Source organism: Bacillus sp. FJAT-26390 (genome assembly GCF_001682865.1).
GTDB lineage: Bacteria > Bacillota > Bacilli > Paenibacillales > Paenibacillaceae > Pristimantibacillus.
Genome location: NZ_MAQX01000011.1, coordinates 640,256 through 665,706 on the forward strand (window position 1 = coordinate 640,256; position 25,451 = coordinate 665,706).

At 47.9% G+C, this 25,451-nt stretch carries 25 protein-coding genes and 11 tRNA genes; 4 read left to right on the top strand and 32 right to left on the bottom strand.

The window, feature by feature from the left end:
• Nucleotides 1-98: 98 nt before the first annotated feature.
• From A7975_RS14520 to A7975_RS14615, 20 genes are all read right to left on the bottom strand, one after another.
• Nucleotides 99-413 (bottom strand): cupin domain-containing protein, encoded by a 315-nt coding sequence (locus A7975_RS14520; protein WP_053377348.1) that lies wholly within the window; start codon nucleotides 411-413, stop codon nucleotides 99-101.
• An 18-nt stretch (nucleotides 414-431) separates the two neighbouring features.
• Entirely contained in the window at nucleotides 432-2,543 is a 2,112-nt protein-coding gene (locus tag A7975_RS14525; RefSeq protein WP_065385556.1) for a heparinase II/III domain-containing protein, read from the bottom strand.
• A gap of 19 nt (nucleotides 2,544-2,562) precedes the next feature.
• Complete coding sequence (locus A7975_RS14530; protein WP_065385909.1) at nucleotides 2,563-3,393, bottom strand: carbohydrate ABC transporter permease; 831 nt, start codon at nucleotides 3,391-3,393, stop codon at nucleotides 2,563-2,565.
• Between the two features lie 67 nt (nucleotides 3,394-3,460).
• The gene (locus A7975_RS14535; protein WP_065385910.1) at nucleotides 3,461-4,360 is read right to left on the bottom strand and encodes a carbohydrate ABC transporter permease; all 900 of its coding nucleotides are present in this window, start codon (nucleotides 4,358-4,360) and stop codon (nucleotides 3,461-3,463) included.
• Between the two features lie 94 nt (nucleotides 4,361-4,454).
• Complete coding sequence (locus tag A7975_RS14540; protein WP_065385557.1) at nucleotides 4,455-5,849, bottom strand: ABC transporter substrate-binding protein; 1,395 nt, start codon at nucleotides 5,847-5,849, stop codon at nucleotides 4,455-4,457.
• 129 nt (nucleotides 5,850-5,978) lie between these two features.
• Nucleotides 5,979-7,604, bottom strand: coding sequence for a response regulator transcription factor (locus A7975_RS14545; protein ID WP_255314287.1), 1,626 nt, complete (start codon nucleotides 7,602-7,604; stop codon nucleotides 5,979-5,981).
• Nucleotides 7,588-9,408 (bottom strand): sensor histidine kinase, encoded by a 1,821-nt coding sequence (locus A7975_RS14550; protein WP_255314288.1) that lies wholly within the window; start codon nucleotides 9,406-9,408, stop codon nucleotides 7,588-7,590. The genes A7975_RS14545 and A7975_RS14550 overlap by 17 nt, the downstream gene beginning before the upstream one ends.
• A gap of 151 nt (nucleotides 9,409-9,559) precedes the next feature.
• Nucleotides 9,560-10,369 (bottom strand): delta-lactam-biosynthetic de-N-acetylase, encoded by an 810-nt coding sequence (pdaA, locus tag A7975_RS14555; protein ID WP_082198262.1) that lies wholly within the window; start codon nucleotides 10,367-10,369, stop codon nucleotides 9,560-9,562.
• Between the two features lie 163 nt (nucleotides 10,370-10,532).
• Nucleotides 10,533-10,609, bottom strand: a tRNA-Pro gene (locus A7975_RS14560).
• Between the two features lie 8 nt (nucleotides 10,610-10,617).
• Nucleotides 10,618-10,693, bottom strand: a tRNA-Thr gene (locus A7975_RS14565).
• A gap of 111 nt (nucleotides 10,694-10,804) precedes the next feature.
• A tRNA-Thr gene (locus tag A7975_RS14570) sits at nucleotides 10,805-10,880 on the bottom strand.
• A gap of 73 nt (nucleotides 10,881-10,953) precedes the next feature.
• Nucleotides 10,954-11,029 (bottom strand) — tRNA-Thr (locus A7975_RS14575).
• A 73-nt stretch (nucleotides 11,030-11,102) separates the two neighbouring features.
• A tRNA-Thr gene (locus tag A7975_RS14580) sits at nucleotides 11,103-11,178 on the bottom strand.
• A 73-nt stretch (nucleotides 11,179-11,251) separates the two neighbouring features.
• Nucleotides 11,252-11,327, bottom strand: a tRNA-Thr gene (locus A7975_RS14585).
• Between the two features lie 73 nt (nucleotides 11,328-11,400).
• Nucleotides 11,401-11,476, bottom strand: a tRNA-Thr gene (locus A7975_RS14590).
• Nucleotides 11,477-11,508: 32 nt separating this feature from the next.
• Nucleotides 11,509-11,585: transfer RNA gene (locus A7975_RS14595), tRNA-Met, on the bottom strand.
• Between the two features lie 16 nt (nucleotides 11,586-11,601).
• A tRNA-Glu gene (locus tag A7975_RS14600) sits at nucleotides 11,602-11,676 on the bottom strand.
• A gap of 14 nt (nucleotides 11,677-11,690) precedes the next feature.
• A tRNA-Ser gene (locus A7975_RS14605) sits at nucleotides 11,691-11,778 on the bottom strand.
• 9 nt (nucleotides 11,779-11,787) lie between these two features.
• A tRNA-Asn gene (locus A7975_RS14610) sits at nucleotides 11,788-11,863 on the bottom strand.
• 27 nt (nucleotides 11,864-11,890) lie between these two features.
• Nucleotides 11,891-12,370: a SprT family protein gene (locus A7975_RS14615; RefSeq protein WP_053372194.1), complete on the bottom strand. Its 480-nt coding sequence runs from the start codon at nucleotides 12,368-12,370 to the stop codon at nucleotides 11,891-11,893.
• 130 nt (nucleotides 12,371-12,500) lie between these two features.
• On the opposite strand from A7975_RS14615, the gene A7975_RS14620 reads away from it, so the two are divergent.
• A complete protein-coding gene (locus A7975_RS14620; protein WP_053372195.1) occupies nucleotides 12,501-12,863 on the top strand; it encodes a hypothetical protein in 363 nt (120 codons plus the stop codon).
• Between the two features lie 77 nt (nucleotides 12,864-12,940).
• Entirely contained in the window at nucleotides 12,941-13,084 is a 144-nt protein-coding gene (cmpA, locus tag A7975_RS33680; RefSeq protein WP_141680301.1) for a cortex morphogenetic protein CmpA, read from the top strand.
• 177 nt (nucleotides 13,085-13,261) lie between these two features.
• On the opposite strand, the gene A7975_RS14625 is transcribed toward cmpA, so the two are convergent.
• The 6 genes from A7975_RS14625 to uptA form a co-directional block, all read right to left on the bottom strand.
• On the bottom strand, nucleotides 13,262-13,936 hold the full coding sequence (locus A7975_RS14625) for a nitroreductase family protein (protein WP_053372196.1): 675 nt from the start codon (nucleotides 13,934-13,936) through the stop codon (nucleotides 13,262-13,264).
• A gap of 178 nt (nucleotides 13,937-14,114) precedes the next feature.
• A complete protein-coding gene (locus A7975_RS14630) occupies nucleotides 14,115-14,561 on the bottom strand; it encodes an RrF2 family transcriptional regulator (protein ID WP_065385560.1) in 447 nt (148 codons plus the stop codon).
• 102 nt (nucleotides 14,562-14,663) lie between these two features.
• On the bottom strand, nucleotides 14,664-16,922 hold the full coding sequence (locus A7975_RS14635) for a Tex family protein (RefSeq protein ID WP_082198197.1): 2,259 nt from the start codon (nucleotides 16,920-16,922) through the stop codon (nucleotides 14,664-14,666).
• Between the two features lie 21 nt (nucleotides 16,923-16,943).
• On the bottom strand, nucleotides 16,944-17,609 hold the full coding sequence (locus tag A7975_RS14640) for an MBL fold metallo-hydrolase (RefSeq protein ID WP_255314289.1): 666 nt from the start codon (nucleotides 17,607-17,609) through the stop codon (nucleotides 16,944-16,946).
• Nucleotides 17,610-17,616: 7 nt separating this feature from the next.
• Complete coding sequence (locus tag A7975_RS14645) at nucleotides 17,617-18,183, bottom strand: thioredoxin family protein (RefSeq protein ID WP_053372199.1); 567 nt, start codon at nucleotides 18,181-18,183, stop codon at nucleotides 17,617-17,619.
• Nucleotides 18,184-18,245: 62 nt separating this feature from the next.
• Nucleotides 18,246-18,854 carry an undecaprenyl phosphate transporter UptA gene (uptA, locus tag A7975_RS14650; protein WP_053377418.1) on the bottom strand — a complete coding sequence of 203 codons (609 nt, stop codon included), beginning with the start codon at nucleotides 18,852-18,854 and terminating at the stop codon, nucleotides 18,246-18,248.
• Nucleotides 18,855-19,020: 166 nt separating this feature from the next.
• On the opposite strand from uptA, the gene A7975_RS14655 reads away from it, so the two are divergent.
• Nucleotides 19,021-19,467, top strand: coding sequence for a cupredoxin domain-containing protein (locus A7975_RS14655; RefSeq protein WP_053372200.1), 447 nt, complete (start codon nucleotides 19,021-19,023; stop codon nucleotides 19,465-19,467).
• An 84-nt stretch (nucleotides 19,468-19,551) separates the two neighbouring features.
• Complete coding sequence (locus A7975_RS14660) at nucleotides 19,552-19,863, top strand: hypothetical protein (RefSeq protein WP_053372201.1); 312 nt, start codon at nucleotides 19,552-19,554, stop codon at nucleotides 19,861-19,863.
• 62 nt (nucleotides 19,864-19,925) lie between these two features.
• Here the strand turns inward: A7975_RS14660 and A7975_RS14665 are convergent, their stop codons facing one another.
• The 6 genes from A7975_RS14665 to A7975_RS14690 form a co-directional block, all read right to left on the bottom strand.
• On the bottom strand, nucleotides 19,926-20,111 hold the full coding sequence (locus tag A7975_RS14665) for an H-type small acid-soluble spore protein (RefSeq protein ID WP_053372202.1): 186 nt from the start codon (nucleotides 20,109-20,111) through the stop codon (nucleotides 19,926-19,928).
• 47 nt (nucleotides 20,112-20,158) lie between these two features.
• On the bottom strand, nucleotides 20,159-20,344 hold the full coding sequence (locus A7975_RS14670; RefSeq protein ID WP_053372203.1) for a hypothetical protein: 186 nt from the start codon (nucleotides 20,342-20,344) through the stop codon (nucleotides 20,159-20,161).
• Nucleotides 20,345-20,468: 124 nt separating this feature from the next.
• On the bottom strand, nucleotides 20,469-21,899 hold the full coding sequence (gene cls, locus A7975_RS14675) for a cardiolipin synthase (RefSeq protein WP_065385562.1): 1,431 nt from the start codon (nucleotides 21,897-21,899) through the stop codon (nucleotides 20,469-20,471).
• A gap of 141 nt (nucleotides 21,900-22,040) precedes the next feature.
• Entirely contained in the window at nucleotides 22,041-23,015 is a 975-nt protein-coding gene (locus A7975_RS14680; RefSeq protein WP_065385563.1) for a glycosyltransferase family 2 protein, read from the bottom strand.
• The gene (locus tag A7975_RS14685; protein WP_065385564.1) at nucleotides 23,005-24,411 is read right to left on the bottom strand and encodes an undecaprenyl-phosphate glucose phosphotransferase; all 1,407 of its coding nucleotides are present in this window, start codon (nucleotides 24,409-24,411) and stop codon (nucleotides 23,005-23,007) included. Before A7975_RS14685 ends, A7975_RS14680 begins: the two co-directional genes overlap by 11 nt.
• Before the next feature lie 95 nt (nucleotides 24,412-24,506).
• Complete coding sequence (locus tag A7975_RS14690) at nucleotides 24,507-25,445, bottom strand: glycosyltransferase family 2 protein (protein WP_065385565.1); 939 nt, start codon at nucleotides 25,443-25,445, stop codon at nucleotides 24,507-24,509.
• Between the last annotated feature and the right edge of the window lie 6 nt (nucleotides 25,446-25,451).

Sequence of the window (25,451 nt, forward strand, 5' to 3'; positions counted from 1 at the left end):
GCTCCCACGGTTTATTTCAACCGTTTGAGCAGCTTCATTCAACCTATTGATCCTTTGTCACACAGCTATTTTTCAGTGCTAATCCTTAATCGCTCTTTTTATTTAATCAAGTCTTCGCGCAGAGGGGTAAAGGCATCAAGCAAAGCCGAAACTTCCAAGGCTCTTACCCCATGCAGCGCTCCGCTCGGAATAACGATAGATTCCCCTTGCCGTACAATCCGCTTCTCGCCGTCGATCGTAAATTCGATAGCGCCCTTTAGGCAATAACTTAGCTGCTCATGCGGATGAGAATGCTCATAACCTTCCGCGCCCTGCTCAAAGTGCACTTCCATTAGCATAAGGCTATTCCCTGGCTGCAATATTTTACGGGTTACTCCCGGCTCCGCATTTTCCCATATTCCGATGTTGCTCATCGTCCTATCTCCCTTCACTCAATCACATTTAGCAAGCTCCGCTCCGCTCTCGTGCCAAAAAAGCGAGTACGCCTGCCTTTCTCCCGCTGTCGCTATCACAATGCGGTATTCATTATCAGCCAGCATATTTACAGCCAACGAATCAAATGCATCCAGATCAGTCTTATGGTTTGAATCATATAACAGCGCTTGTACAAATACAATACGTTGGTCGGTATCCGCCCGCATGACGATGGACGTTCGGTCTCGATCAGGCGGATTGTCTGGCGTCAAGGCCGTATAAATGTCGCAAGGCTGAGAGCTCCAAAATAACTGCCGTAAACAGCCTTCCTCAAGCTGGTAATGAAACGAACTTGCCCTTGTGGATGTCATAAGCTTGCGCTTTTGCTTCAGCCATCTCTGGTCGAGTGCGCAAAGTCTATCATCTGTCAGCTGCCACGAGGCTGCTCCATTTTCTGCGAGCATGCCGCTAAAATGATTCATTAAGCTTACTTTCCGGCGCTCCGGCACCGTAACGCTTACAATGTCCAGCAAGTAACCATCAGTAAGCGCATTGATTCGGCGGATTACAGCTCCTTCGTAAGCGTTCCGATCCCAAGGACATAGCTCAAGCGGCAAATGAATCCGATCCTTCATTTCGTATTGTTCGCTGAGCCAGTCCACCGCCGTTTCTGTCCATGCTCCCCATGGCTGCTCCTCAAACCGGATGACCCTTCCATCAGCGGGCGGCTGGTCGGCCCCGTTCAAGCACACCGTATTATGCGAGAAAGTATGCTTGAACCAGCCATAATGCGCAGGAACGCCATAGGCGGTAGTACCCGCATCAACGAGCAGTGGCATATCCCCGCAAACGACTGATAAGCCTAAGCGGTCCATATGATCGTGCTCGCCTCCGAATTTGCTATGCTTGATGACGGCTTGCCACCCCTTGCGATTAACCAGCTTCGTAATCCCGCTAGCAGGCAAAGAAATATTCCGATGGGCAGCATTCCATAGCGGGTGGCTGCTCGCTCCCTCTATAGGCGCAAGCTCTCTGCCGAATAGAAGCGCGTTAGCCGAGCTTCTGGCAACCGCCTTCGCTCCCGAGAACGGCTCCTCTGCCCATTCCGTCCCATAGGCCGTATTCAGCAGCGACCGATAAAGCTCATCACCAAAAATGTCGAGCGCGATTTCATAAAAAGGGGCGTACATATGAATGCCAGCCCTGTTGCCCGCATCGTTCAGCGAGGGCATGTCGCCATTTGGCAATATCAAATGAATGGGGTAATCGAACATCGACTTAAGGCCTGCCGTCTGCCAAACCTCCCAAGGCGTACCTTCCGCCATCAGCGCAAAATGAAGCAGCGATTGGAAAGCATAAAAATGATAATGGACGTTGCCCTCGTACCATAATCCATCTTCAAAGCGTCCGCGTCTGATTTGATCGTATAAGCCATATTCGCCCTCCAGGCCGGAGCGGATAATCGCTTCATCATTCAGCAAAATGCCGATAGACGCGATCGCGGAGGTAATGAGCACGGAATGATTATGGATCTGCTTTTCTTTATGCTCGATTAGAAACCTGGCGCAAGGCGCAAGCAAACCTCCACGGATGTGAGCCGTCTCCTCTAGGGACAAATGCTCGCGGATCCAATAAAAGCCCAACGTCAGATCCATAATCCAATGCGCCTCATCAAGCGTTTGGGCAAATAGCTTGCCTGGCCCGTTGTATGGAATGCCTCCGTGAACCAGGTATCCCTCGTAATAATCTGCATATGCGGTCAAAAACGTTTTGATCTGTCCTAAATGCTTCGGATCGGGCTCGATCATATGAAGCAAAGCCATATTGTAGACCGCTTTTCCAATGGTGACGTGGACAAGCGAAGTCCATGCCGAGTCGTATGGCTCACCCGTCCAGACCGTTCCGCAGACCGGGCAGAGATGAGACAAGGGCTTCCTCCAATCAAAAGCGAGTTGCGCCCCGTCATGATGGCAATGGTACTGATGCGTCCATTCGCCATGCTCCTCCGGGCCAATGCCATACGTTATCTGTGAAGCCTCCTCCACCTCATGGCGCAGCAGCATCATCGCATCTGCAAAATGAGGCAAAGAGGCGTTTGTTCGAAGTCGATTCAGCCGTTGATCGTTCATGTCGTTTTCCCCTCATTCCTTAGCCTTTGAGTGATCCTGCCGTCATCTGCATAAACGATTTGTTAGCAATCAGATAAACGACAAGAAGCGGCAAAATGGATAAGCAAGCACCCGCCAGCATGTAATGCGTCTGGACGGCGGCTGATGCCCCGTAACGCAAATAGGAAAGGCCTACCGTTAACGTCTGAAGGTCGGGTGAATTCATCGTAAATACTAACGGGCGCAAATATTCATTCCAAGCGCCGCAGAACGTGAATAGCGCGCCTACGCCAAGCCCCGGCCTAAGCAGCGGCAAAATGATTTTCCAAAAGATCCCTGCATTCGAGCACCCGTCTATCCGTGCAGCCTCGTCCAGCTCCCTCGATATTCCCTTTAGGAAGCTAAGCAAAATAAAGAAAATATAAGCATGCCCGCTGATCAAAATTAAGATGACTCCCCATAATGAAGTATGCAGATGCAGCTTGATCATAAGCTCGTATTGCGGTCTAATGACGACGGCGCCAATGGAAATAAACATCGTCGAAGCTTGCAAAGCTACGAAGAGCGCCTTGCCCGGAAATGCCATACGCTCCACAACGTACGCTGCCATTGAAGCGACAATAAGCGTTCCTATCGTCGTGACGCCGCTAAGCATGAGACTGTTCCAAGTAAACCGTGAGAAGTTCGCTTGAACCCAAGCCTCCTTATAATTGTCAATGTGCCACACGGATGGCAAGATGGCTCCGCCTGTCGTAAGTTCCGCGTTGGACATAAATGATCCGAGAAAAGTGACGACAATAGGAAATAGGATTAGGAGCGCCGTTGCCAGCAAGAAGATCCAGAGCAATGCGCGAGAGCTTATGCTGCCCATCCGAAGCGTCAATCGTTTTTTATTTTTCTGAACATGGGGTATGGCTTCTGTCTTCATAGCGTCCTCCTTATTGCATTTTATTCATTCGTCTAGCCAAGAGGTGGTATAAAAGCGTGATGATGCCTACGATAACGGCCGTTGTGAAGCCTACGGCGCTGCCATAGCCGAACTGCTGGTCTACGACGGCTCCTGATGACGGCGTTGGGAAGAACAGCTTATAGACGTACAAGTACATCACTTCCGTTTTGCCGATTGGGCCACCCTCAGTCAGTACCATTATGGTCTCATAGCCTTTGAGCGAGTTAATGATGGCTAGCATAATGACGATTTGCAGCACAGGCCCTAGCATCGGTATCGTCAAATACCAAAATTGCTGAGTTTTATTGGCACCATCAAGCGAGGCGCTTTCATACACATCATTCGGAATGTTTTGAAGGCCTGCCAGAAATAACAGCATATAATTGCCTACCGCACCCCATACGGCGATCATAATCGTTGTCATCATCGCGTTTTTTGGACCGAGCCAGTCTATCCTCTCGGAAATGATATGGAATTTAAGCAGGTATTGGTTCAAGATGCCGTTATACGAGTTGAAAATAATAAAAAACACGACGGCCATGACGGCTGAGCTGATTATCGTCGGCATAAAGTAGATCGCCCGTAAAAACTGGCGCCCCTTCAGCTTTTGATTTAAAATAACGGCGAGCGCCAAGCAAAGCGGAATCGTAATAATGAGCTTCCCGCCCGCGTAAATGAACGTATTTACGACCGAGTCCCAGTACTGCGCGTCTCCGAGCAGTCTTTGAAAGTTATATAGACCGGTAAACTTCGCTTCCCCGTAGCCCTTGTAATCATAAAACATATAGCGAATGGCCCAGCCAAGCGGATAAATGCCGAGTACAAGCGTCAATAGAAGGCTCGGAAATAGGAAAACGTAGGAGAATCCAATCTGACGCGCTTTATTCATCGTTTCCACTCCTGTACGATCTGTCATTTTTTCAGGAAAAGGAAAGGGCGGAGTCTGCACTCCACCCTCCTCTTCCCGTTTAATATTAAAGCTGTTATTTTGCGCCGAGCTTCATTGGATCAAAATCCGGTTTCGGCTCTACCTTCACTTCGCCGCTGGCGATCGCTTTATCAAGCGCCGCGTTGTATCTTGTATTCAGGTCCTTGATTATCGCATCCATGTCTCCATCGCCCAGCATATATTTGAAGAACGCATCGTTGCTTTTGATTCCTTCGACCGTTACTGACGGGCTGAGCGGCCATGTTCTGTCATTATCCGTTGGCAGGAAACCTTCAATGCCATTAATATCGGGCTTGTTCGCAACGGCTGCAATAGATGGAACCATTGATATGCCAAAGCCTTTTTCGTGGTATGTCTTCAAAATATTGTCGGCGTACATGTACTCCATGAACTTCCAAGCCGCCTCTTGGTTTTTGGAAGAGCTGTTAATGGCAAGCCATTGGCCGCCAAGGAAAGAGCTTGCCCCCTTGATTGTGCCGTCGATTGAAGGTACTGGCGCCGCCGCCCATTCGATCTTGGCAGGGAACTGGTTTTTATATACGCCCGGCTCTGAGGAGAAGGATATATACATGCCGATTTTGCCTTCTGCGAATTGCGCGCGAAGCGGGTCAATATCCAGTGATTCCATGCCCGGCAGCGTGCTGCCGTCGTCATACATTTGCTTGTAGGCCTGAATAATATCCTTGAAGCCGGAGAAATCGAAACGTGCTGTTTTGAAATCAAAGCCGAAACCCCCAATACCGCTAACTTCAGCGATTACCCGTGCGGAACGGCCGAACGCGCTATCCGGACTTTTGAAGTTTAGCGCAAAGCCGTAGGCGCCGTCTGCTTTTCCAACCGCCGTTATTTTCTTCGCTGCATCCACCATTTCGGCGAGACTCGTAGGAGGAGCGGCAATGCCGGCTTTCGCGAATAACTCCTTATTGTATACAAGCCGTAAAGTAGAGCCGTAATTCGGCAAGCTGTAGACTTTTCCGCCGATCTGGTTGAAGTCTTGAATAAGCGGGAACTCCTGCTTCATCTGTGCAGTCATCAGCTCATCGATCGGTGCTAGATAACCTTTGGCCACATAAGGCTGGATCGTATTCTCCTTTACCCTCAGCACATCCGGCGCTTGTCCGGAAGCGAAAGCCAGATCGATCGCTTGGTTGTAATCGTCTGTTTTCACGACCATTTCGACTTCGATATTGTCTTGATTGGTTTCGTTAAATGTTTGTACGACCTCCTTGATATAATCCATATCGTGGCGATCCCCAGTCCAATAAACAATCTTTGTTTTTTTCTCGTTATTCGCTGGGGGAGAGCTCGCATCCGTTTCCGCCGGCTTGTTCGTCGCGCCGGACTCGTTGTTGCTGTTCGCGCTGCCGCATGCCGTTAAGGCAACGGCTAAAAACGCGCTAAGCACGACCGTTCCGATTTTTTTATACATTTGTAATCCTCCCTTTGTAGGTAAATCTTTGTTTCTTGCTCTTTAACTATAAAAGATCCCCTTCGGATAGGTAATGAGGCTAACTTACGAATAGGGGCAGATATTTCTTGTTTCTCGATCCGGCTCCTCCTAAGACTTGGACGACCTGCCGAGCGAAGTTTCTTTAAATTCCGTAGGCGTTAGGCCAGTCTGCTTTTTAAACACCTCGCTAAAATAACGCCGATGCTCATAGCCCAGCTCCTGTGCGATTTCCTGCACCTGATAATCATCGATAAGCATTGATTTGGCCTTCTCGATTTTCGCTTGCGTGACAAATTGCTGGAAGGTCGTTCCGGACACCTTTTTAAACAAATTTGAATAATAGCCCCAACTTAAATTCGCTTGCCTCGCGCAATGCTCCAACGTCAAATCCAGCTGCAGGTTTGATTGGATATAGGCGATCGAACGATATATAATTTTCTGAGATTCGCTTGCTCGCTCCTTATCGATGAGCCGGCAGCCAATATCGCACAGCTCAAAGAGCCACTGCCGATATTCCTGGAGCGAAGCTCTGCTCTCGCCTCTACCCTCCTGCACCTTCGACTCAAACTCCGACAGATGCTCGCGCGGTAGCTTCTCCAGCAATACCCTCAGCATCCGCAGCGAGAGGCCGTGAAAGAGATGCCCAACATCGCTTGGCTCGGGCAAAACCGTCAACTTTTGCATTTCATCAAAAACAGTCGCCAGCCATTGCATCGTCTTCTCCCGGTTTCCCGAACGGAATCCGAATAAAAACTCATTTTCGCTTTCTACGGTATAGACCCATCCCGCAGAACTGGCCTGCGCGCCATAATTAGAGCTGAAAGCTCCGTTCCCGCCCGTATAGAAATGGTAGGACAACGCGCTGAGCGCTTGCTGATAGCTCTTAGGCAGCTCGCGAACATGCTTGACCTCTTGTCCGATACCGATGGATATCGTGAATTTCGTATGGCTCGCAATATTTTCACAGCAAGATTCCGCTATCCGAATGAGAAGCTCCTTGGATTTCACTTGCAGGAGGCACACGTAACGGTTAAATGCCTCGCGAAATACGATGGCAGAAGCATGCGCCGCAATCGTTTCCTCGACGATATTTTGCAAGGAGAACCTCGCAAGCTCCAGCTCCTTTACGACTAAGCCGCCGTACTTATCCGTGAATTGGTCAATCTGAATAACCATAACTGCAAATGGCGCCTGTAGAGGCGGGAGATCCAGAAAGCCCCACCACTGCGCGATATCCGTTTCATCCGTCTGATGGTGGACAAGCAAGGACATATATTCCTGCCTTAGCGCAGGCAGGCTCTCCTTCATCTTTTTTTCCAGCTCGATGACATGGGTCCGTTCACGTTTTTCGTTCTCCCACGCTTCCTTTGCCTTTACTACGACCTTTACGATATCATCGATAGAAAATGGCTTTTTGACATAATCAAGCGCACCGTATTGAATCGCCTTCCTGGCGTATTCAAAGTCGGTATATGCACTTAATATGATGATTTTGCTATGAGGGAGCATCTCTACGATTCTTCGCGTCATCTCCAGCCCATCCATTTTTGGCATGCGGATATCCGTCAAAATAATATCAGGCAGCGACTGACGGATCACCTCCAGTCCTTCCTCGCCGTTCATGGCGCTGCCTACAATCTCGATGCCGTATTGCCCCCATGGGATTTTATGTTTGATCATTTCTACCACGCTGCGAATATCATCGACAATGCACAATTTAACCATTTGTTTCATTCGATTCATCCCCTTCACCCTGCCTTGGAATCCAAAGCTCAATCCGTGCGCCGCCTTCATCATTGTTGCTTATTTCCATTCGCTGCTGGTCTCCGTAATATAATTGCAAGCGATGGTACACATTTCGAAGGGCATAACCTTCTTTGTGCGTAGTCGGATTCATGATATCCGCCTTAATGCTCTCAGGCTGCAATCCCGCCCCGTTGTCTTCCACCTTCAAATAGAGCCAATCCTCGTCGGCCCGAGCGTAAATATGGATTTCTCCGCCCGACATTCGGTCCTGAAAGCCATGCAAAATACTGTTTTCCACGAGGGGCTGCACAATAATTTTCGGAATCTTGTTATCAAGCAGCTCAGGCTGCACATCGATATGGCAGACGAATAAATCCTCATAAGACATTTGCTGAATGGCTAAATATTGACGGACATGATCCAATTCGTCATTCAGCGTAATCAAGTCCCGTCCTCCGCTTAAGCTAAGCTGGAACATTTGCGACAAAGCGAGTATCATTTCGTTCACGTCCTGGTTTTCCCCAAGCACGGATTTGCAGTAGATCGTATTTAACGTATTGTAGAAAAAATGAGGGTCCATCTGGGCAGAGAGCGCTTTGATTTCAGCTTTGCGCTTCTCCTTCTCACGTTGCTTCACGTCATTAATCAGCTGCTTGATTTCATCCAGCATGCGGTTAAACCGAAAGCCAACCTGGGAAACCTCATCCTTGTAATCGCTTTCAAAACGTACGCTAAGATCATTTTCCTCCACTCGCTTCATCAGCTTATGCAGCCTGAACAGCGGCCTGAGCAGCAAATCGCTCAAACGGCTCGCAATGAATAACGAAAGCACCATGAAGCCAAGTATGACGTACGAGGTTGCCTTCTTGATTCCGTTCAGCTTCGCAAGCAGCTCGCCTCTCGATTGAATGCCTACAATCATCCAGTCCTCTTTGACATCCAGCCTCGAATAATTGACCAAATAATCCTTCTTGCTGTCCCGATAAAAGAAGGACCCTGTCATCTCCTCTTTCAACTGCCGGATAAATTCAGGCTGCTTCGTTAATGAACGATCGTCAGCAGTATGGGCCAGATTAACATTTGCGCCTGCCGAATCGATGAAATAATACTGCTTGTCCGTTGTCGAAAGATTTTCCATAAATAGATCAAGCAAATCATCTTCCTTGATATTAATCACGACATACACATCCGATGTCATTTCCCCCATGTCATTTACACCCTCTACGACAAGAGAAATGACCGGCTGCTTATCCATAAAAAAGGAGTCCTCATGTCCTTTCGTCCAAAAGCCGTGCTTCAATTCCTTAAACTGGTCGTATAAATCCGAGTCATAAAACGATTGCGACGTATTTCTAACGTTCGAGGTATGATAATAATCTCCGATTGGCGAAGCAATCAGAATACTGTCGATCATCGAGTCGTTGAATTTCACCTGCGAGAAAACCGCCTGCAATGACGTCCACGTCTTGTAGTAGCGGCTGCTGTCATTATTTTGCGCATCCGTCATCACCTGCTTGAAGGGATCGCTGAACATGAGCGCCCTTACTGCTATGCCGATATTTTTGAGCCTCTCGTTTACGATCTGGGCAGATTGGTTTACCGTGTCCTGACTGGACTTTAGCGCATTGCTTTGAATTTCCTTCGATGCGATCAAATACGAAATGCTCCCTGTAGCCGTAATGCCGAACATAATTAAAATGACAAAGGCCAGCCAGATTCTGTGCTTCAATGAAAGGGAGTAAAAAAACTTTTGCACCATTAATCTGCGTATATTCGTTTGAATTCTCGTCAACCCCTCTCATGGCGTACCCGTGCTTAGACACAATCTATTTCATTATAATGCAAATGGCAAAAGGTAAACATGCGGCAAACCATGGAACGAGGGCAGATTTTTAAAGGTTGTTCGTTATTTAGGAGGCAAGCAAAACAGCAAAAAAAAAGCTTTAACCCTGTGAGGGGTCAAAGCCATTATCTGCTTCTCCTTGCTGGTTGCTCATGCCAAGCTGATCCAAGCTTTTAAACTCATAGCCTTGGCGGCGCGCCTCGTCAATAATTCTGCCAAGCGCTTCCGTATTGTCTTTGGACACCGAATGCAGCAATATGATTGCGCCTGGATGCAGCTGCTTAATAACCTCGCTATATGCGTACTGAGAACCCCGCTGCGCATTCACATCCCAGTCCTTATAAGCCACCGACCAAAATACGTTTATGTAGCCGAATTGTTTGCTTGCCGCAAGCACCCGTTCGTTAAAAATGCCTCTCGGCGGCCGGAGATATTTCATTTCCTTCTGGCCCGTAAGCACCTCAACCTGCTCCTTCACCTTGTCGAGCTCCGTCTTAATGCTTCCCTCCGACAGCTGGGACATATCCGGATGGCTCCATGAATGATTGCCAATAATATGGCCTTCCATTGCCATACGTTTAAGCAGCTCCGGTTGATCCTTCACATAATGTCCCGTAACGAAAAATACGGCCGGCACTTGCTTCTCCTTTAACACATCAAGAATTCGTGGAGTAAAGCCGTTCTCATACCCGTTGTCGAAGGTTAAAAAGAGCTCCTTTTGATTCGTGTCTCCAAGAAACAGCGCGCCATGTTTCGTAATAATGGGCTTGAAGCCTTCCTCATCTATTGAAGGCAAACGGCCGTCCACGCTTTTCTTAAATCCAAAGTGGTACGCTCCGGGTTGCCCAAAAGCAGCGGAAGGAGTTAATAAGCACCCTACCAGCACCGCGAACAGTGCCATGACCTTCATATTGAGCTTCAACAGCAATGCCCTCCTTGTTCAATTGATATATGACGCTGAGCCGACATATTGCAGTTATATTTCCCCATAACCACATAAAAAAACCGCCATCTTCGCAAGTCGATTAGACTTTGAAGACAGCGGTTTTATGTTAATTTCATTGGTTTAAAAATGGTCGGGACGACACGATTTGAACATGCGACCCCCTGGTCCCAAACCAGGTGCTCTACCAAGCTGAGCTACGTCCCGAGAAAAGATGGTGCCGTCGAGAGGACTTGAACCCCCAACCTACTGATTACAAGTCAGTTGCTCTACCAGTTGAGCTACAACGGCATATGGATGATATCCAGCAATTACGGTGTTTGTGATGNATCGATTATGTCCACCAATTAAGGTGGTTTGTGATGCTGATTTGGCCTAAACCAAGCCGCATCTTGGGAAAAATGGTGCCGTCGAGAGGACTTGAACCCCCAACCTACTGATTACAAGTCAGTTGCTCTACCAGTTGAGCTACAACGGCATATGGATGATATCCAGCAATTACGGTGTTTGTGATGCTGATCTGGCTAATCCAAGATGCATCTTGAGAAAAATGGTGCCGTCGAGAGGACTTGAACCCCCAACCTACTGATTACAAGTCAGTTGCTCTACCAGTTGAGCTACAACGGCATATGGATGATATCCAGCAATTACGGTGTTTGTGATGCTGATCTGGCTAATCCAAGATGCATCTTGAGAAAAATGGTGCCGTCGAGAGGACTTGAACCCCCAACCTACTGATTACAAGTCAGTTGCTCTACCAGTTGAGCTACAACGGCATATGGATGATATCCAGCAATTACGGTGTTTGTGATGCTGATCTGGCTAATCCAAGATGCATCTTGAGAAAAATGGTGCCGTCGAGAGGACTTGAACCCCCAACCTACTGATTACAAGTCAGTTGCTCTACCAGTTGAGCTACAACGGCATATGGATGATATCCAGCAATTACGGTGTTTGTGATGCTGATCTGGCTAATCCAAGATGCATCTTGAGAAAAATGGTGCCGTCGAGAGGACTTGAACCCCCAACCTACTGATTACAAGTCAGTTGCTCTACCAGTTGAGCTACAACGGCAAAAGAAGTTGTTCACCATTTAAAAGGTGATTTGGTTGCGGGGGCAGGATTTGAACCTGCGGCCTTCGGGTTATGAGCCCGACGAGCTACCGGGCTGCTCCACCCCGCGTCATTAAGAAAAAATATGGTGACCCGTAGGGGACTCGAACCCCTGTTACCTCCGTGAAAGGGAGGTGTCTTAACCACTTGACCAACGGGCCTTGAAAAATTGGAACGGAGAGAGAGGGATTCGAACCCTCGCACCACTTACGCAGTCTAACCCCTTAGCAGAGGGTCCCCTTGAGCCACTTGGGTATCTCTCCAAAAAAATATGGCTCCCCGAACAGGACTCGAACCTGTGACAACTCGATTAACAGTCGAGTGCTCTACCAACTGAGCTATCAGGGAAAAGTAAAAGTGACAAGTAATAATATATCATGTTGCATTTTGATTGTCAATCATTATTAGCTTTAATTTTCCGCGGCATTTTCCGCATGCATATTTGGCCGGATCAATCTTCCGTTTTCGCAAATATTCCATCCCGCATTTGGTGCAAATAAGCTTGTACCGAAAAGGCTGTGGCTTGCGCTGCGCCCGCTCCGGGAGCGACTGGCAATAACGGGACCCGCCCACGTGGGCAAGCAAATTTTTGAAATCAGCATCCCGGTGCTTGTATCCCCGCTTCATTATATGCAAATGATAATGGCATAACTCATGTTTAATAATTTTCTCGGTTTCCTCATGTCCAAACGTGGAAAGCTGATGCGGACTGATCTCGATATTGTGCGAACGCGTAAAATAGCGTCCCCCCGTTGCTTTCAAGCGACTGTTGAATGTCGCTTGATGAAGAAACGGCCGGCCAAAACATGTCGTAGAAATTTGTTCGACCCATTGCTGCAGCGCTTCATTATTCATTGATTATTCTCCCCCAACTACTTGAATTTTAAAGCTGTGATACGCTACACTGTCAAGTAGGAATTATGAATTTGTAGAAAAATCTGCAGATGATGCACGGTAACATACCGAGGGGAGATCAATAACTATTATGGCAACAATGCGCTACGTCCTACTGAAACAAAACGACAGCATCTTATTCGTCGAAATGCCTGATTCGCACGCTTATCAGCTAAGCGCGCTTAATCTGCGGCTTCATAAAGAAATCGATAAATTGACGGCTGAGCATGTTCCGAGCTTGCCTTACGCGGTTGCGGAATGCAACGATGTCGAGCTTCATGATTCATCAATCGCGATCGTATCCGGCCTTGATTACATCAACAGCCTGGAGAAGGATTTTGCTGGCGTACAAGAAAAATCCTACCCGCTTATCTCTTTATTGACGGAAATACGCGCGCTGCAAGCCCAGCTTGAGCAATGGTATGAGGAATACGAAGAAGAACAGAGCATTTAGGTTGGACCTGCACGGACACTCGCCCTCCTCCATATTGTAGTATTACAACAAGTTAGGCACGGGAGGAGGACAATGTAATGCCACAGTGGCTGTGCAACCAACTGATGCGCGCATTTCAGAAGAAAGACCGCAGGCAAATTAAGCTGCTTAATGACTGCTGGTATTTCTACCGTAACAAACAAAGTCCGAAGGAACAAGGAAACGGCACCGAATTTCAATAGTGAATTCCCATTGCTCACATAATCGCGTACGGCAAAAACCTGAGAGCAGGTTGGCCCATTTCGCGGTGCCATATAAGCAGGGTGTCATTATAATCAAATAACTACTTATTATAACGTAAAAACCCGGCCCCTCATCATGTGAGTGGCCGGGTTTTGTTTATTCACTTAAGCTCGTTATTACAGCCCGTTAAAAAAAGTTACATCATCAACAGACAAACGTGTTGTCGGGTGTGCCTCAACAGCCGCTTTGCCGATTGGCAGCATAAGCGTTGGCACATAACGATCCGAAATATTAAAGAACTCTTTCAATTGATCTTTGTTATAGCCGCCCATTGGTACCGTATCATAGCCTTTAGCACGTGCTGTCAGCATGATTTGCATAGCCACAAGGCCAGTGTCGAAAACAACGATATCTTTCAAGCGCTCAGCAGGCAAGGATGAATACATTTTGACCGAGTTGTCAATGAAATTTCTTGCCACTTCCTCCGTCATGTAACCAGCTTCTACAGTCGCATTATAGATTTTGTCGGACAACGTGTACATTTCCAAATCGCCAAGCACGATAATAATCGCTGAAGCATCTACAACTTGCTGTTGATTGAAAGCAATTGGAAGCAGCTTCTGCTTCAATTCCGGATCCGTTACAACAAGAAAACGCCAAGGCTGCATGTTCGAGGATGATGGTGCTTTTGTAGCAATTTCCAAAATCTCACGAATTTCTTCTTCCGAAATAACGAAGTTGGTATCGTATTTACGAACAGAACGACGACCATTCAGCACATCGAAAAAAGCAGCTTGGGAGCTTTCATTTGTTTGAACTTTTACTTGCGAATCGATTTGAGTAGATGACATTGGGTTTCCCTCCAAAGGAATATTTTTTTATCTGTGTAGAATTACTCACAGTTATTTTCAAAATTATACTGTGAAATTATCTGCACAGTTTACTGCCGGTTAACTGTATAATTTATATACACAGTATAGAACGTGCCGCTACGTTTGTCAATTAACTAACTTTGTTAAATTTACTTTTTTATGAGGACTTGGATAACGTTCTTTCTGCGAGCTGAGCGATCGTGTACTTTTGCAGCGTATCAATCGTTCTCTGCTCAATTTCTTGCGCAATATCGGTAAAAGCCGATTTCATTTTCAGTTCTGTATCATGAATGCCGATCGTGTCCAGCATCCCGCTGCAGAAAGGCTCTCCGACCTTGAGCGCGGTATATACCTCAGCAAGCGAAATCGTCTCAGGCGGGCGCTTCAATCTGTAGCCTCCGTCGCGGCCTTCCCTGGTTTCAATGAGCTGAGCTGCCGCGAGCTTGGCAAGCACTCTACGCAGCTGTGTCGCCTCCGACTTCAAGCAATCGGCAATTGCTGCACTAGGGTAAATCTCTGACTTTTGCGATAAAATGACGAGCGCCTGCAGCGATAGTCCGAACCATTTTGGATGGGCGGTGCTGATGCTTTTGTCAGCTTTCATAGTCATCTCACTCCTTTTTGTATGGTAGTAGGGGATGTCCATGCTTTACTTAAAGTATAAGGGCTTGCCTGGTTACAGGCAAACCCTTAATTTTGGCTGCTATTAGTTAGGCTTGCGCATTGTCAGGCTTACGCGGCCCTTCTTCTCATCAACGCCCAGCACCCAGACGGTGACCGTATCGCCGACGGATACAACATCCATCGGACGCTTAACGAATTTATCGCTCAGCTGGGATATATGGACGAGTCCATCATTTTTGATGCCGATATCGACAAATGCGCCAAAGTCGATCACATTGCGAACTGTCCCATGAAGCTCCATGCCTGGCTTCAAATCTTCAATGTTCAGCACATCGGTATGAAAAATCGGCGGCGGAAGCTCCTCGCGCGGATCCCGTCCCGGTCTGAGAAGACTGTCCATGATATCGCGAAGCGTCGGAACGCCGACTCCCAGCGTTGGCGCTACCCGGTCCGCATCAAGCTGTCCAAGCTTAACCTTAAGCTCCTCAGAGCCCAAATGCTTAAGCGTAAGCCCAAGCTCCTTAAAGAGCTTGTCTACCACCTCATAGGACTCGGGATGAATAGGCGTGCTGTCAAGCGGATTGACGGGCTCCACGATACGCAAAAAGCCAATGCATTGCTCATACGATTTCGCGCCGAGACGAGGCACCTTCTGGAGCTGCGCGCGCTTCACGAAACGACCGTTCTCATCGCGGTATTTTACGATATTTTTCGCGATCGTTCCGTTTATGCCTGCTACATAGGAAAGCAGCGATGCCGAAGCGGTATTCACGTCGACTCCGACATGGTTAACTGCCGACTCAACTACGCCCCCGAGCGTCTCATCGAGACGCTTTTGGCTTACGTCATGCTGGTATTGGCCTACGCCGATCGCTTTGGGCTCGATTTTGACAAGCTCAGCGAGCGGGTCCTGTAATCTGCGGGCAATCGATACCGCGCTGCGCTCCGCCACATCCAGCGTCGGAAACTCCTCCTGAGCGAGCTTGGAGGCCGAATAGACGCTTGCGCCTGCTTCATTAACAATAATGTACTTCAGCTCGGTACCGCCCGCAGCAGCCGCCTTGCGCTTGCCTATCAGGGTCGCGATAAATTGCTCCGTCTCGCGTGAAGCCGTGCCGTTGCCGATTACGATTAATTCGACTTTATATTTATCAATCAGCCCGTTAATGAGCTTCTCCGCTTCCGCTACCTTATTGTTGGGCGGAGTTGGATAAGAAACGGCAACCTCCAGCAGCTTTCCAATATCGTCGATAACTGCCAGCTTGCAGCCCGTACGGAACGCAGGGTCTACACCGAGCACGATATTGCCTCGAACTGGCGGTTGAAGCAGCAGATTGCGCAGGTTTTCCGAGAAAATCGAGATCGCATGCTCCTCCGCTTTCTCCGTCAGCTCGCCTCGCACCTCGCGTTCAATGGAAGGCGAAATTAATCGCTTATAGCAATCCTCAATAACGGCAGCAAGCACATCGCGAACCGGCTGGGCCGTACCGTTTCTAAGCAGCTTCCGCTGAATATGCTCGTGAATGCGATCTGCCGGGACGTCAAAAGACACCCGCAGCACGTCTTCCCGCTCTGCCCGGTTGATGGCGAGCACGCGGTGCGGAGGCAGCTTGCGGACCGGTTCTTGATAGCTGTAATACATTTCATAAACCGTTTCCTCAGCGGCGTTCTTAGCATCTGTTTTCAGCAGCGCTTGATCGAACGTAAATTTACGTACCCACGCACGGATAGAAGCATCATCTGCAATATTCTCCGCGATGATATCCATCGCGCCGTTCAGAGCATCCTGAGCGGTCGGCACGCCTTTCTCCGCATTGACATACGCTGCTGCCTCAGCAAGCGGATCGCCGCTGCGCGGCTGTGCCCACAGCCATTCAGCAAGCGGCTCCAGCCCTCTTTCCTTCGCGACGCTGGCGCGCGTTTTGCGCTTTTGCCGATAAGGACGGTAGAGATCCTCGATTTCCTGCAGCTTAACCGACTTATTGATATCCGTGCGCAGCGCTTCCGTCAGCTTGCCCTGTTCATCAATAAGCCGTATAACCTCGCGCTTGCGCTCTTCCAGATTACGCATATATTGCAGCTTCTCTTCGATCGACCTTAGGTCGTTCTCGTCAAGCTCGCCGGTCATTTCCTTGCGGTAACGGGCAATAAACGGAATCGTATTGCCTTCATCAAGCAAGCTTACGGCCGATTTCACCTTCGTGATCGGGATGGATAGCTGCGCAGCGATACCATTCATGATCCGCTGGCTTTCAGCTGCCTTCTGCTCTGCTGTAAGCTTCGTTTTCCCCGTACCCTCTTCTGATTCCTCTATAAAATGCTGTACCTTTGTATCCGCCAAACGTCATGCCCCTTCCTTACATCATGCTCCCGTATACGGGTTGTTTGCCATTTCATAGCCTATCGTCGTACGTCCGCCATGTCCCGGATAAACGATGACCTCTGGGTTTAGCTTGTACAATTTCAAACGAATGGAATCATACAGGTCCCGCTCGCGTCCGCCAGGCAAATCCGTACGGCCTACCGATAATTTAAACAGCACGTCGCCAGAGAACAAATGATTGCCGCACAAGAAGCTGACGCTGCCAGGCGAATGGCCGGGCGTATGCATAACTTGGAAAGATAAGCCTAACAGCTTTAATTTTTGACCTTCCGCAAGCGCGTATTCGGCTGCGTCCGTCGAAAGCGGCGGCGTTACATCCTGCCATCTCATAGAACCGTTTTTGCGCGGATCGGTTAACCAATCCGCCTCCAAATCATGTATGTAGACCGGGCAATCAGCTGCTTTGCGCACCTCATCTACTCCGCCCATATGGTCAAAATGCGCATGCGTCAGCAGAATGGCTTCCACCTTTACGCCCTCAAGCCGCTCAAGCAGCTTTCTAGGATTCATGCCTGGATCAATGACGATAGCCCGCTCCAAAGGCTGCCCGCTCTCATTCGCTGCTGGTTCCGTCACTGTAATCAGATAACAATTCGTCTGCAAGGGTCCTAATGTAAACGTCTCGATTTTCATAGATGTGCTCATGCCTCTCTTAAAACGACTCCAATAAAGTGCGGAGCTCTTTAACGATGACGGATTGATATGCTGTGCCTTCGCCATAACGACGGCCGATTTCTTGCCTTGTTACCGCTAGGTTGGCTTGATAATCCGCTGCTTCACGATCCGGATTTTGCTGCTTGAACGCGATCATCGCCTCTTGTACATGACTAGGACGCGGTCCCCATTGTCCGAGAACGGCTCCACCAGTGTCTGCAATAATAACGACAGGTACGGAACGGCCGCCCATCGTTAGAAACTGGTCCATCGTATCAAGATGCTCTTCCATAATAAGCACTTCTGTCGGTATGCCGCTATTTTCAAGCGCTTTGAACACAACGGGAATATTGCGAACAACGTCACCGCACCAGTCAGCCATCAAAATCAAGACACGAAGATCATCGCGATTGTTCAGCGATTCGAAATATTCCTTGTCGCTCTCATCGGTCCAGACGAATTTTTCGGACCAATCGATAAATTGCTCTTTATTTTTAGTCATGCCGTCAATGAACTGCTGTGGGCTAATTCCTTTGCCTAGCTTGTCTGCAATGCTTTTGCTCATAAGAATCCCTCTTCCATCCATTTATTGGTTAATGATTCGTTTTCTTAATGTCCACTGTTCCATTATACCGACTTGCGGCGCGAGCGTACAAATTTGAATAGGACATATACGATAAGCAGCGCGATTGCGATTAAAATTGCCGGCTGTACGTAAGGCGCGGCTTTCTCGTCGATTTTATCCCAGTTCTCGCCTAGAGATTTTCCTAAATAAATAAACAAAATCGACCAAGGCAGGGAAGCAAGCGCCGTTAGGAGCGTAAATAGCGCAAAGTTCATGCGAGCCATACCGGCCGGGATTGAAATAACCTGTCTCATTACAGGAACAAAACGTGCCGTAAACACGATTCCCGCACCGTATTTGTTGAACCATTTTTCAGAGATATCGACATGCTTTTGCTTGATTTTAATATACTTGCCGTACTTTTCAACAATTGGGCGTCCGCCATAGCGGCCGATCCAATAAAGGATCCAGTTTTGCCCGATAGCGCCTAACGTACCGAAAAGAACAGCCCCCCAGAAGGAAATATCTCCTTTCCATACGAGGTAACCCCCAAAGCCCAATACGATTTCACTAGGAATAACTTCAATTAATAGTCCGATTAAAATACCAAAATACCCTAAGCTCTCCACCCATAGCAGCACGTCATTCAAAATCTCATGAATCAAATCCATTCCTGCTCTCAATCCGCCTTCCTTCATAAAATGTAACTTTCGTTTGCAACACCAGTACTGAAGCTATTCTAACATACGTACAGACAGCCATCCACTTTTGTCATGTGCTGACAAGCCCCTGCATAGACTAGCCTTAAATGATACGAAAAGTTGAGGTGAGCGTTTCATGTCCAAAGTATTCATTGTAAGTAAACGACAGATTCAATTGTTTATCGTAGTAGCCGCGCTGATCATTTTAACCGGCGTTTACTTAAGCTGGAACCAGTCTCGTACGGTTAGCGGACAGGCTGCTGAGGCGCGGGTCATCCAGCTCGTAACCGGCGAATACAAAACCCAAACCGCTGACGGCAAGGAGCTTGAAGTATACCGCTGGGACCCGGGTACGATTATCGTAAATAAAGGCGAGTCCATTGAGCTGCAAATTAGCGGCGTGAACGGCAACAGTCATCCGTTCGTCGTGGAAGGGCTTGGCATTAAAGGCGAAGTAACGAAAGGCAAAACTACGGTTGTCCGTTTTACGGCCGATAAGGAAGGCACTTATCCGATCCAATGCTTGACTCATACCGATATGCGTCACGGCGGCCCGATGGTCGGTTATATCGTCGTCCAGTGACCCTTTAAGCTTTAAAGCGATTTGTGAGTGACCTCCTCCTTTCCAGGCGCATACATATGGGATATAGAGAGGAGTCGGTTTACATTGAAAGCTAACGCGCCAAAACATAATGCCGGCTATCCGACCGCGCGAAAATTTCGTAGAGCCTGCAGCAAAGAGCTTTACCGTACCGTCAAGCGAATGAAGCTGTGGATATCGAAGGAAAAAATGGATCAAGCCGAAGAGCTCTATTTTAAAAAGGTTATTCTTAAGCTTACTTGGATCGTCGAAAATCAGAGCAACCGCAAGATCCAATGCGATTGGTGGGACGAAAACGTCAGCGCTGAAATTGCGGAGCTATGGGAAGTCGATCGTGCCCAGCTTTGCGCTGCGTTTCGTGAAGCGTATGGCGGTTAAAGCCGAATATGCGAAAGAAAGAGGCTACCCCATCATTTTAACGGGATAGCCTCTAGTCGTTTTTAATGGGTGACTTCCTTCAATCGATCACAGGATACGGTTTTTGTATTTACCGGGTTGTTTCCGACCATAACGGTCGCCATGCCGTTTGATTCGTCTACATTTTCGATCCAAACCGAATCCTCGTCAAGAAGAACCGCAAAGGTCTGCTCCGACTCGTAAATTTGTTTTGCACGCGCTGTTTCCATTGCCCAAACCCTCCTGCACCTTAAAGTGAATAATGCGTGAATGCATATTATTCTCTGATCTCCCGCTCCATCGTATCGGTCGTTGATTCGTCGATCAGGCCGTTTTGCAGCGTGACATTGCCGCCGCCTAAGCCCTCATTTACCATCCTGTCGATGTCCATAAAATAATCCTCTCGCCCCTCATGCTTCGGCTCGGCAGCAGCTTGCTTCTCGTCATTATTCGTATCAGTCACCTTAGTACCCTCCCAAAATTTTTGCGGATGCTTAAGGCGAGTTGCGCCTGCATTCGCATTGACGGCTCGTCGTGCAGAGCCATTACGAAAAATATGCCCGAAATGGCTATTCGCCATGCATTGGTTAAAGAAGCGGCGAGAGCATATGGATCAGAGACTCTGCTGCCTTTTGCCCCTTTGGCCGATTCATGAAAGTGGGAAGATCCAGCTCCCTGCTATGCTGTAAATCCTCCATAAAATCCGCTTCCAGCCGATCAATTGTCCCCTCATCAAATAACACCGCACTAAGCTCAAAATTGCAAAGAAGGCTTCTCATATCGACATTCGCTGATCCAACAGTTGCCAGCATGCGATCAACAATCATTACCTTTGCGTGAACGAAGCCTTTTTCATACCTGTAAACCTTAACGCCAGCTTCTAGCATTTCCTGAATATACGATAAAGTAGCCAGCAGCACGAGCTTGGAGTCTGCTATGCCCGGAATGATAAGCCTAACATCGACGCCGCTTAAAGCCGCTGTTCTAAGTCCCATCACCAGGCTGGGATCGGGAATAAAATAAGGGGTAGTTATATAAATCCGCGAGCTTGCTGCTGTAATGGCGGCAAACATAACCTCCTCGATTTTATGTTCATGCTGACCGGGCTTGCTTGGCACGATTAACACTCGCTCGTCACCCTCGCAGCGATGGCGCGGCATATATGCCTTCCCATCAAGCTCCTCTTTTGCGGCAAATGCCCAATCGTTCAAGAACAGCTCCTGCAAGTAATAAACGGAGTCGCCCTTCATTTGCAGATGAGTATCGCGCCAAAAGCCCAGCTTTGGGTCTTTCCCTAAATACTCATCGCCAATATTAATGCCGCCGAAAAAGCCAACCTGTCCGTCTACTACGACGATCTTACGATGATTTCGATAATTTAATTTTCTGTCGTAAAAAGCGATTCTCGGCGGTAAAAAGCAGCTTGTCTTAACGCCTGCAAGGCGCAGCTTATTTAGATATGCTTCGCCTAGCTGCATGCTGCCGATTCCATCATAAACGACGCGAACCTCAACGCCCTCCCGCGCTTTACGCGTAAGCACCTCCATAAAACGCGTGCCGATTTCATCATCCCGCAACGTGTAATAATCCATATGTATATGATGACTCGCATGCTCAAGCTGCTTCAATATCGCTTCGTAGGTTTTATGTCCATTCGTCAGAACAACTGCTTCATTGTTGCGAGTAATCGGAAATGGAACTAGTCCCGTAAGCATGGCATACAGCTTATCCTTTATCGCCAGCTGGGAATTGCCAATGTCTTTAGCCTCAGTCACCTTTTGTGACATTTGGTTCGCGCTGCGTATAACCTCCTGCTTATAACGTTCAATGCGCCTGCGTCTCGTGAAATCTTTACCTAGTACAAGATAGGCAATAAAACCTACGATTGGGCATATAAAAACAATCAGCAGCCATGCCGTTAGCTGCGCCGGCCGGCGATGCTCCATCATAAAAACAATGGCTAATTGGACAATATAGATTATTAATACCGCAATGAACCATATACACCAGGTTGTCATTCAAACACCTCTTTTTCTCCTCGCCGTGAGGCAGCTGACAAGTTTCCCTAGTTTGAACGAAGGGTATGAAACGTATTCTTAGCTAAGAAAAAAAGCCTATCCGATTTATGGTTCATCGGACAGGCTTGTATTGTAAAAAGATTATTGCTTCATCGTTGCGCCAGGACTGTTCATATTCTCGATATGGGTAAGAATAAGCCGGTGCATACTAAGTTTTCTAGTAATAAAAGCAGGCAGTCGGCGGAAATTCATGCCAAGCTTGTAACCGACAAGCTTAGCTGCCGACTCGGCAACCAGCTTAGGGACGAGATGCCACTGGCGAGACTGATGAAGCTCCTGGAGCTGCAGCTTGACGAGCTTGGAGCCAGCTTTGCCTACTGCGCTGTACGGCGTTATCCATGAGTTGCAGCGCATCGATATCCCGTTATCGAAATAACGCTTGAATTGCTGCCTAATCGAGTAATCATGGGAATGGAATACGACTGCATCCGCGCTATAGGCTACCTTGTAGCCCGTTAAGATACATTTTGCAGCCATAAACAAATCCTCATTAAAAATGACAGGCTGCTGGAAACGGCCCATCGCCTCAAACGTTTCACGCTTGATCGCTGAACAAACATTGGAGCAGAAAAACGTTTTGATGCCCATTTGCTCAATATCTTCATAAGCTTTGACTTGCGATTGAGCTGGATAATTATATTGTCTTGCAAGCTGCTCCAAAACATTTGCACCTGTCCTTGGAAGCTGCCTAGCATATGAGTAAACGATGGTCTCCTCTTGGATAAGCGGTTTGATCAGATTCTCAATGAGCTTCCCGTCATAGGGAAGTGCGTCCTGCGTCATAAAAAGCAAAATATCGCCGTGCGCCTGAATGGCTGCTTGATTGCGCGTTCCGCCATGATCAAAATCGCTGCGCTCAACGCTCATCAGCCGCACGCCTGCCTTGCGTGCCCGCTCCTGCGTTCCATCCTCCGAAGCTGAATCAATGATGATGATTTCACACGGAGGGACAGTCTGACGCTGCAGCCACTCCAGCAGCTCTTCAAGCTCTGGTCCCGCATTTAATGTAGGAATAATAACAGATACGCGGCTTGCCGATTCGCTGTTAGTAAGCATTTTTGTTAATCAAGCCCTTCAGTACCGTTTTGAAAATGATTTTGATATCGAAGAAAAAAGTCCAGTTCTCGATATAAAAAATATCAAACATAATCCGGTCTTTAATGGAAGTATCGCCTCTAAGGCCATTCGTTTGCGCCCAGCCCGTAATGCCCGGTCTGATCTGATGTTTAATCATATATTTTGGAATTTCTTGTTTGAATTGATGAACAAAGTATGGCCGCTCCGGCCGAGGTCCTACGACGCTCATATGTCCAAGCAGCACGTTAAAAAACTGCGGGAGCTCATCGAGGCTCGTGCGGCGCAGGAAGCTGCCGAATTTGGTGCGGCGCGGATCATTTTCGACCGTCCACTGCGTGTCGGATACCTTATCATTCGATACATGCATCGAACGGAATTTGAACATATGGAACGTTTTGCGATCCAGCCCCATTCGTTCCTGCTTGAACAGAATCGGACCAGGCGAGGTCAGCTTTAGACCTAAAACGATAAACAGCATGACAGGAGAAGTAATAATAATAGCCATTAATGAAAAAGAAATATCAAACCAGCGCTTAAGAATCCGATTGCTTAGCTCGTCGAGCGGCACGTCCCTTACGTTAATAAGCGGAATGCCTGCAAAATTATCGAAAAACGGACGTGCAGGCAGCAAATCGAAGAAATCGGGAATAATAAGCGTTTTGACGCCGGTCTGCTCGCATTTTTCAATAATTTCCGCATACTTCTCATGAGCCTCTAGCGGAAGTGCTATGATGACCTCATCAATCGGCTCCTTCTCCAGCTTCATCATCAATGCATCCAGCCTGCCAATAATCGGCTTCATATGCTGATACTCCGGCGCATGGTCCGTCTGATAATCATCTAAAAATCCGACAACCTCATAACCCAGATCCGGGTGCTGCTGAAGGTTCGTATAAAAGCTGCGTCCAACCGAGCCCGCCCCGACAATAAGTACAAATCGTTTGTTAAAGCCTTTGCGCCTAAACGACGCAAGAATCGATTTTACCCAAAAACGGTATAACGTTATGGCAACGAAATTCATAATAAAGAATATGGCTAGAAACTCACGGGAGATATGTACTTCACGCGTAAAAAAGAACAAGCTGAGCAAGCCAAGAAAACTTATCGTTTGAATTTGTAAAATGCGAAGCACTTCATAGGAATAATTTTTGCGCCGCTTAGGCGAGTAAAACTGAAAGTAAAAGCCGACCAACACCGCCGAAAAAGAATAAATCGTCCCCCATAGCAGGTAGGTCGAGAACGATACCGAGTTGTAGCTTGGCAGCAGATTGCTATAAAATTTAAGCCAATACGCAGCCATAAACACGACCAATGTACAGGATAAATCCGCCAACATGTATAATTGCGTTAAAAACTTTTGATTTTGCCTAAGCATTCGCCGCTTTCACCCGCATTCTCTTAAATTTCGACTCTATCTGCATTGTACCAAAAATAGAATGTCAGGAGAACCCCATATTTTACCACAATTTTCTAAAGAGATAAGCTTCGTTTGCGTTTGGCTTTATCGTTGATCCACTTCCGTTTGTGGAGCATGCTTGGCAGCATGCGAAAAATAGTAGGCCAGCAGCGAAGCAAGCCCGGCTCGCGCACAGCGATATAACCAAGCTTCACGGCTTCGGCAGCTAGAATAAGAGGGCCGATGGCAAGCGAGTGCCAGCCGATCGGTTCATTTTTTACTAGAGTAAAAAAACGGTTCTGATAGGAATGCTGACGTACGAACAACGGAACGCTGCTGCGTCCGCCCTTCTTCCAGCCTCTATGATGAAGCGCATAAGCTGCTGGCACATAATAAGACGACCAGCCAAGCTTCTTCGCACGCCAGGCTGCATCAACATCTTCCTTGTACGCAAAAAAATGCTCGTCAAAAAAATGTCCATCATATTCGATATCACGAATCATAGCCGCACGATATACCGCCGCCGCACCTGAAACGCCAAAAACGGCTTGCGTCGTGCACCAATTTGCTGCTGGCTCGCCGGCACCAAGATCAAAAGCATTTCTCGTTCGCTTCATCCCTAGCCCTGCGCTATCCATCACTTCTATATTAGACGCAAAAACAAGCTTCCCGGTTGCACTTCCAACCGCTGGATTCTGCTCCATGTACGTAATGATTTCGGATAAATAGTCCGGATCTAGCGTAACATCCGGATTTAAAACGAGCACATAATCGGAACGGGTCTGACGGATAGCCTGATTTTGGCCGCCGGCAAACCCGTTGTTCACTTCGTTCGCTATAAAATGAACGTTATCCGCAAACTGCCGCACTCGCTCAGGCGTTCCATCAGTCGACGCATTGTCGATCACGACAATGCGCTCAACCGGGAAGCTCTGCTTAAGAACGGCTTGCAAGCAGCTTTCAATGTCATTTGCGCTGTTGTAAGTCACAATACAAACGCTAACTGTAGGCATAACTGA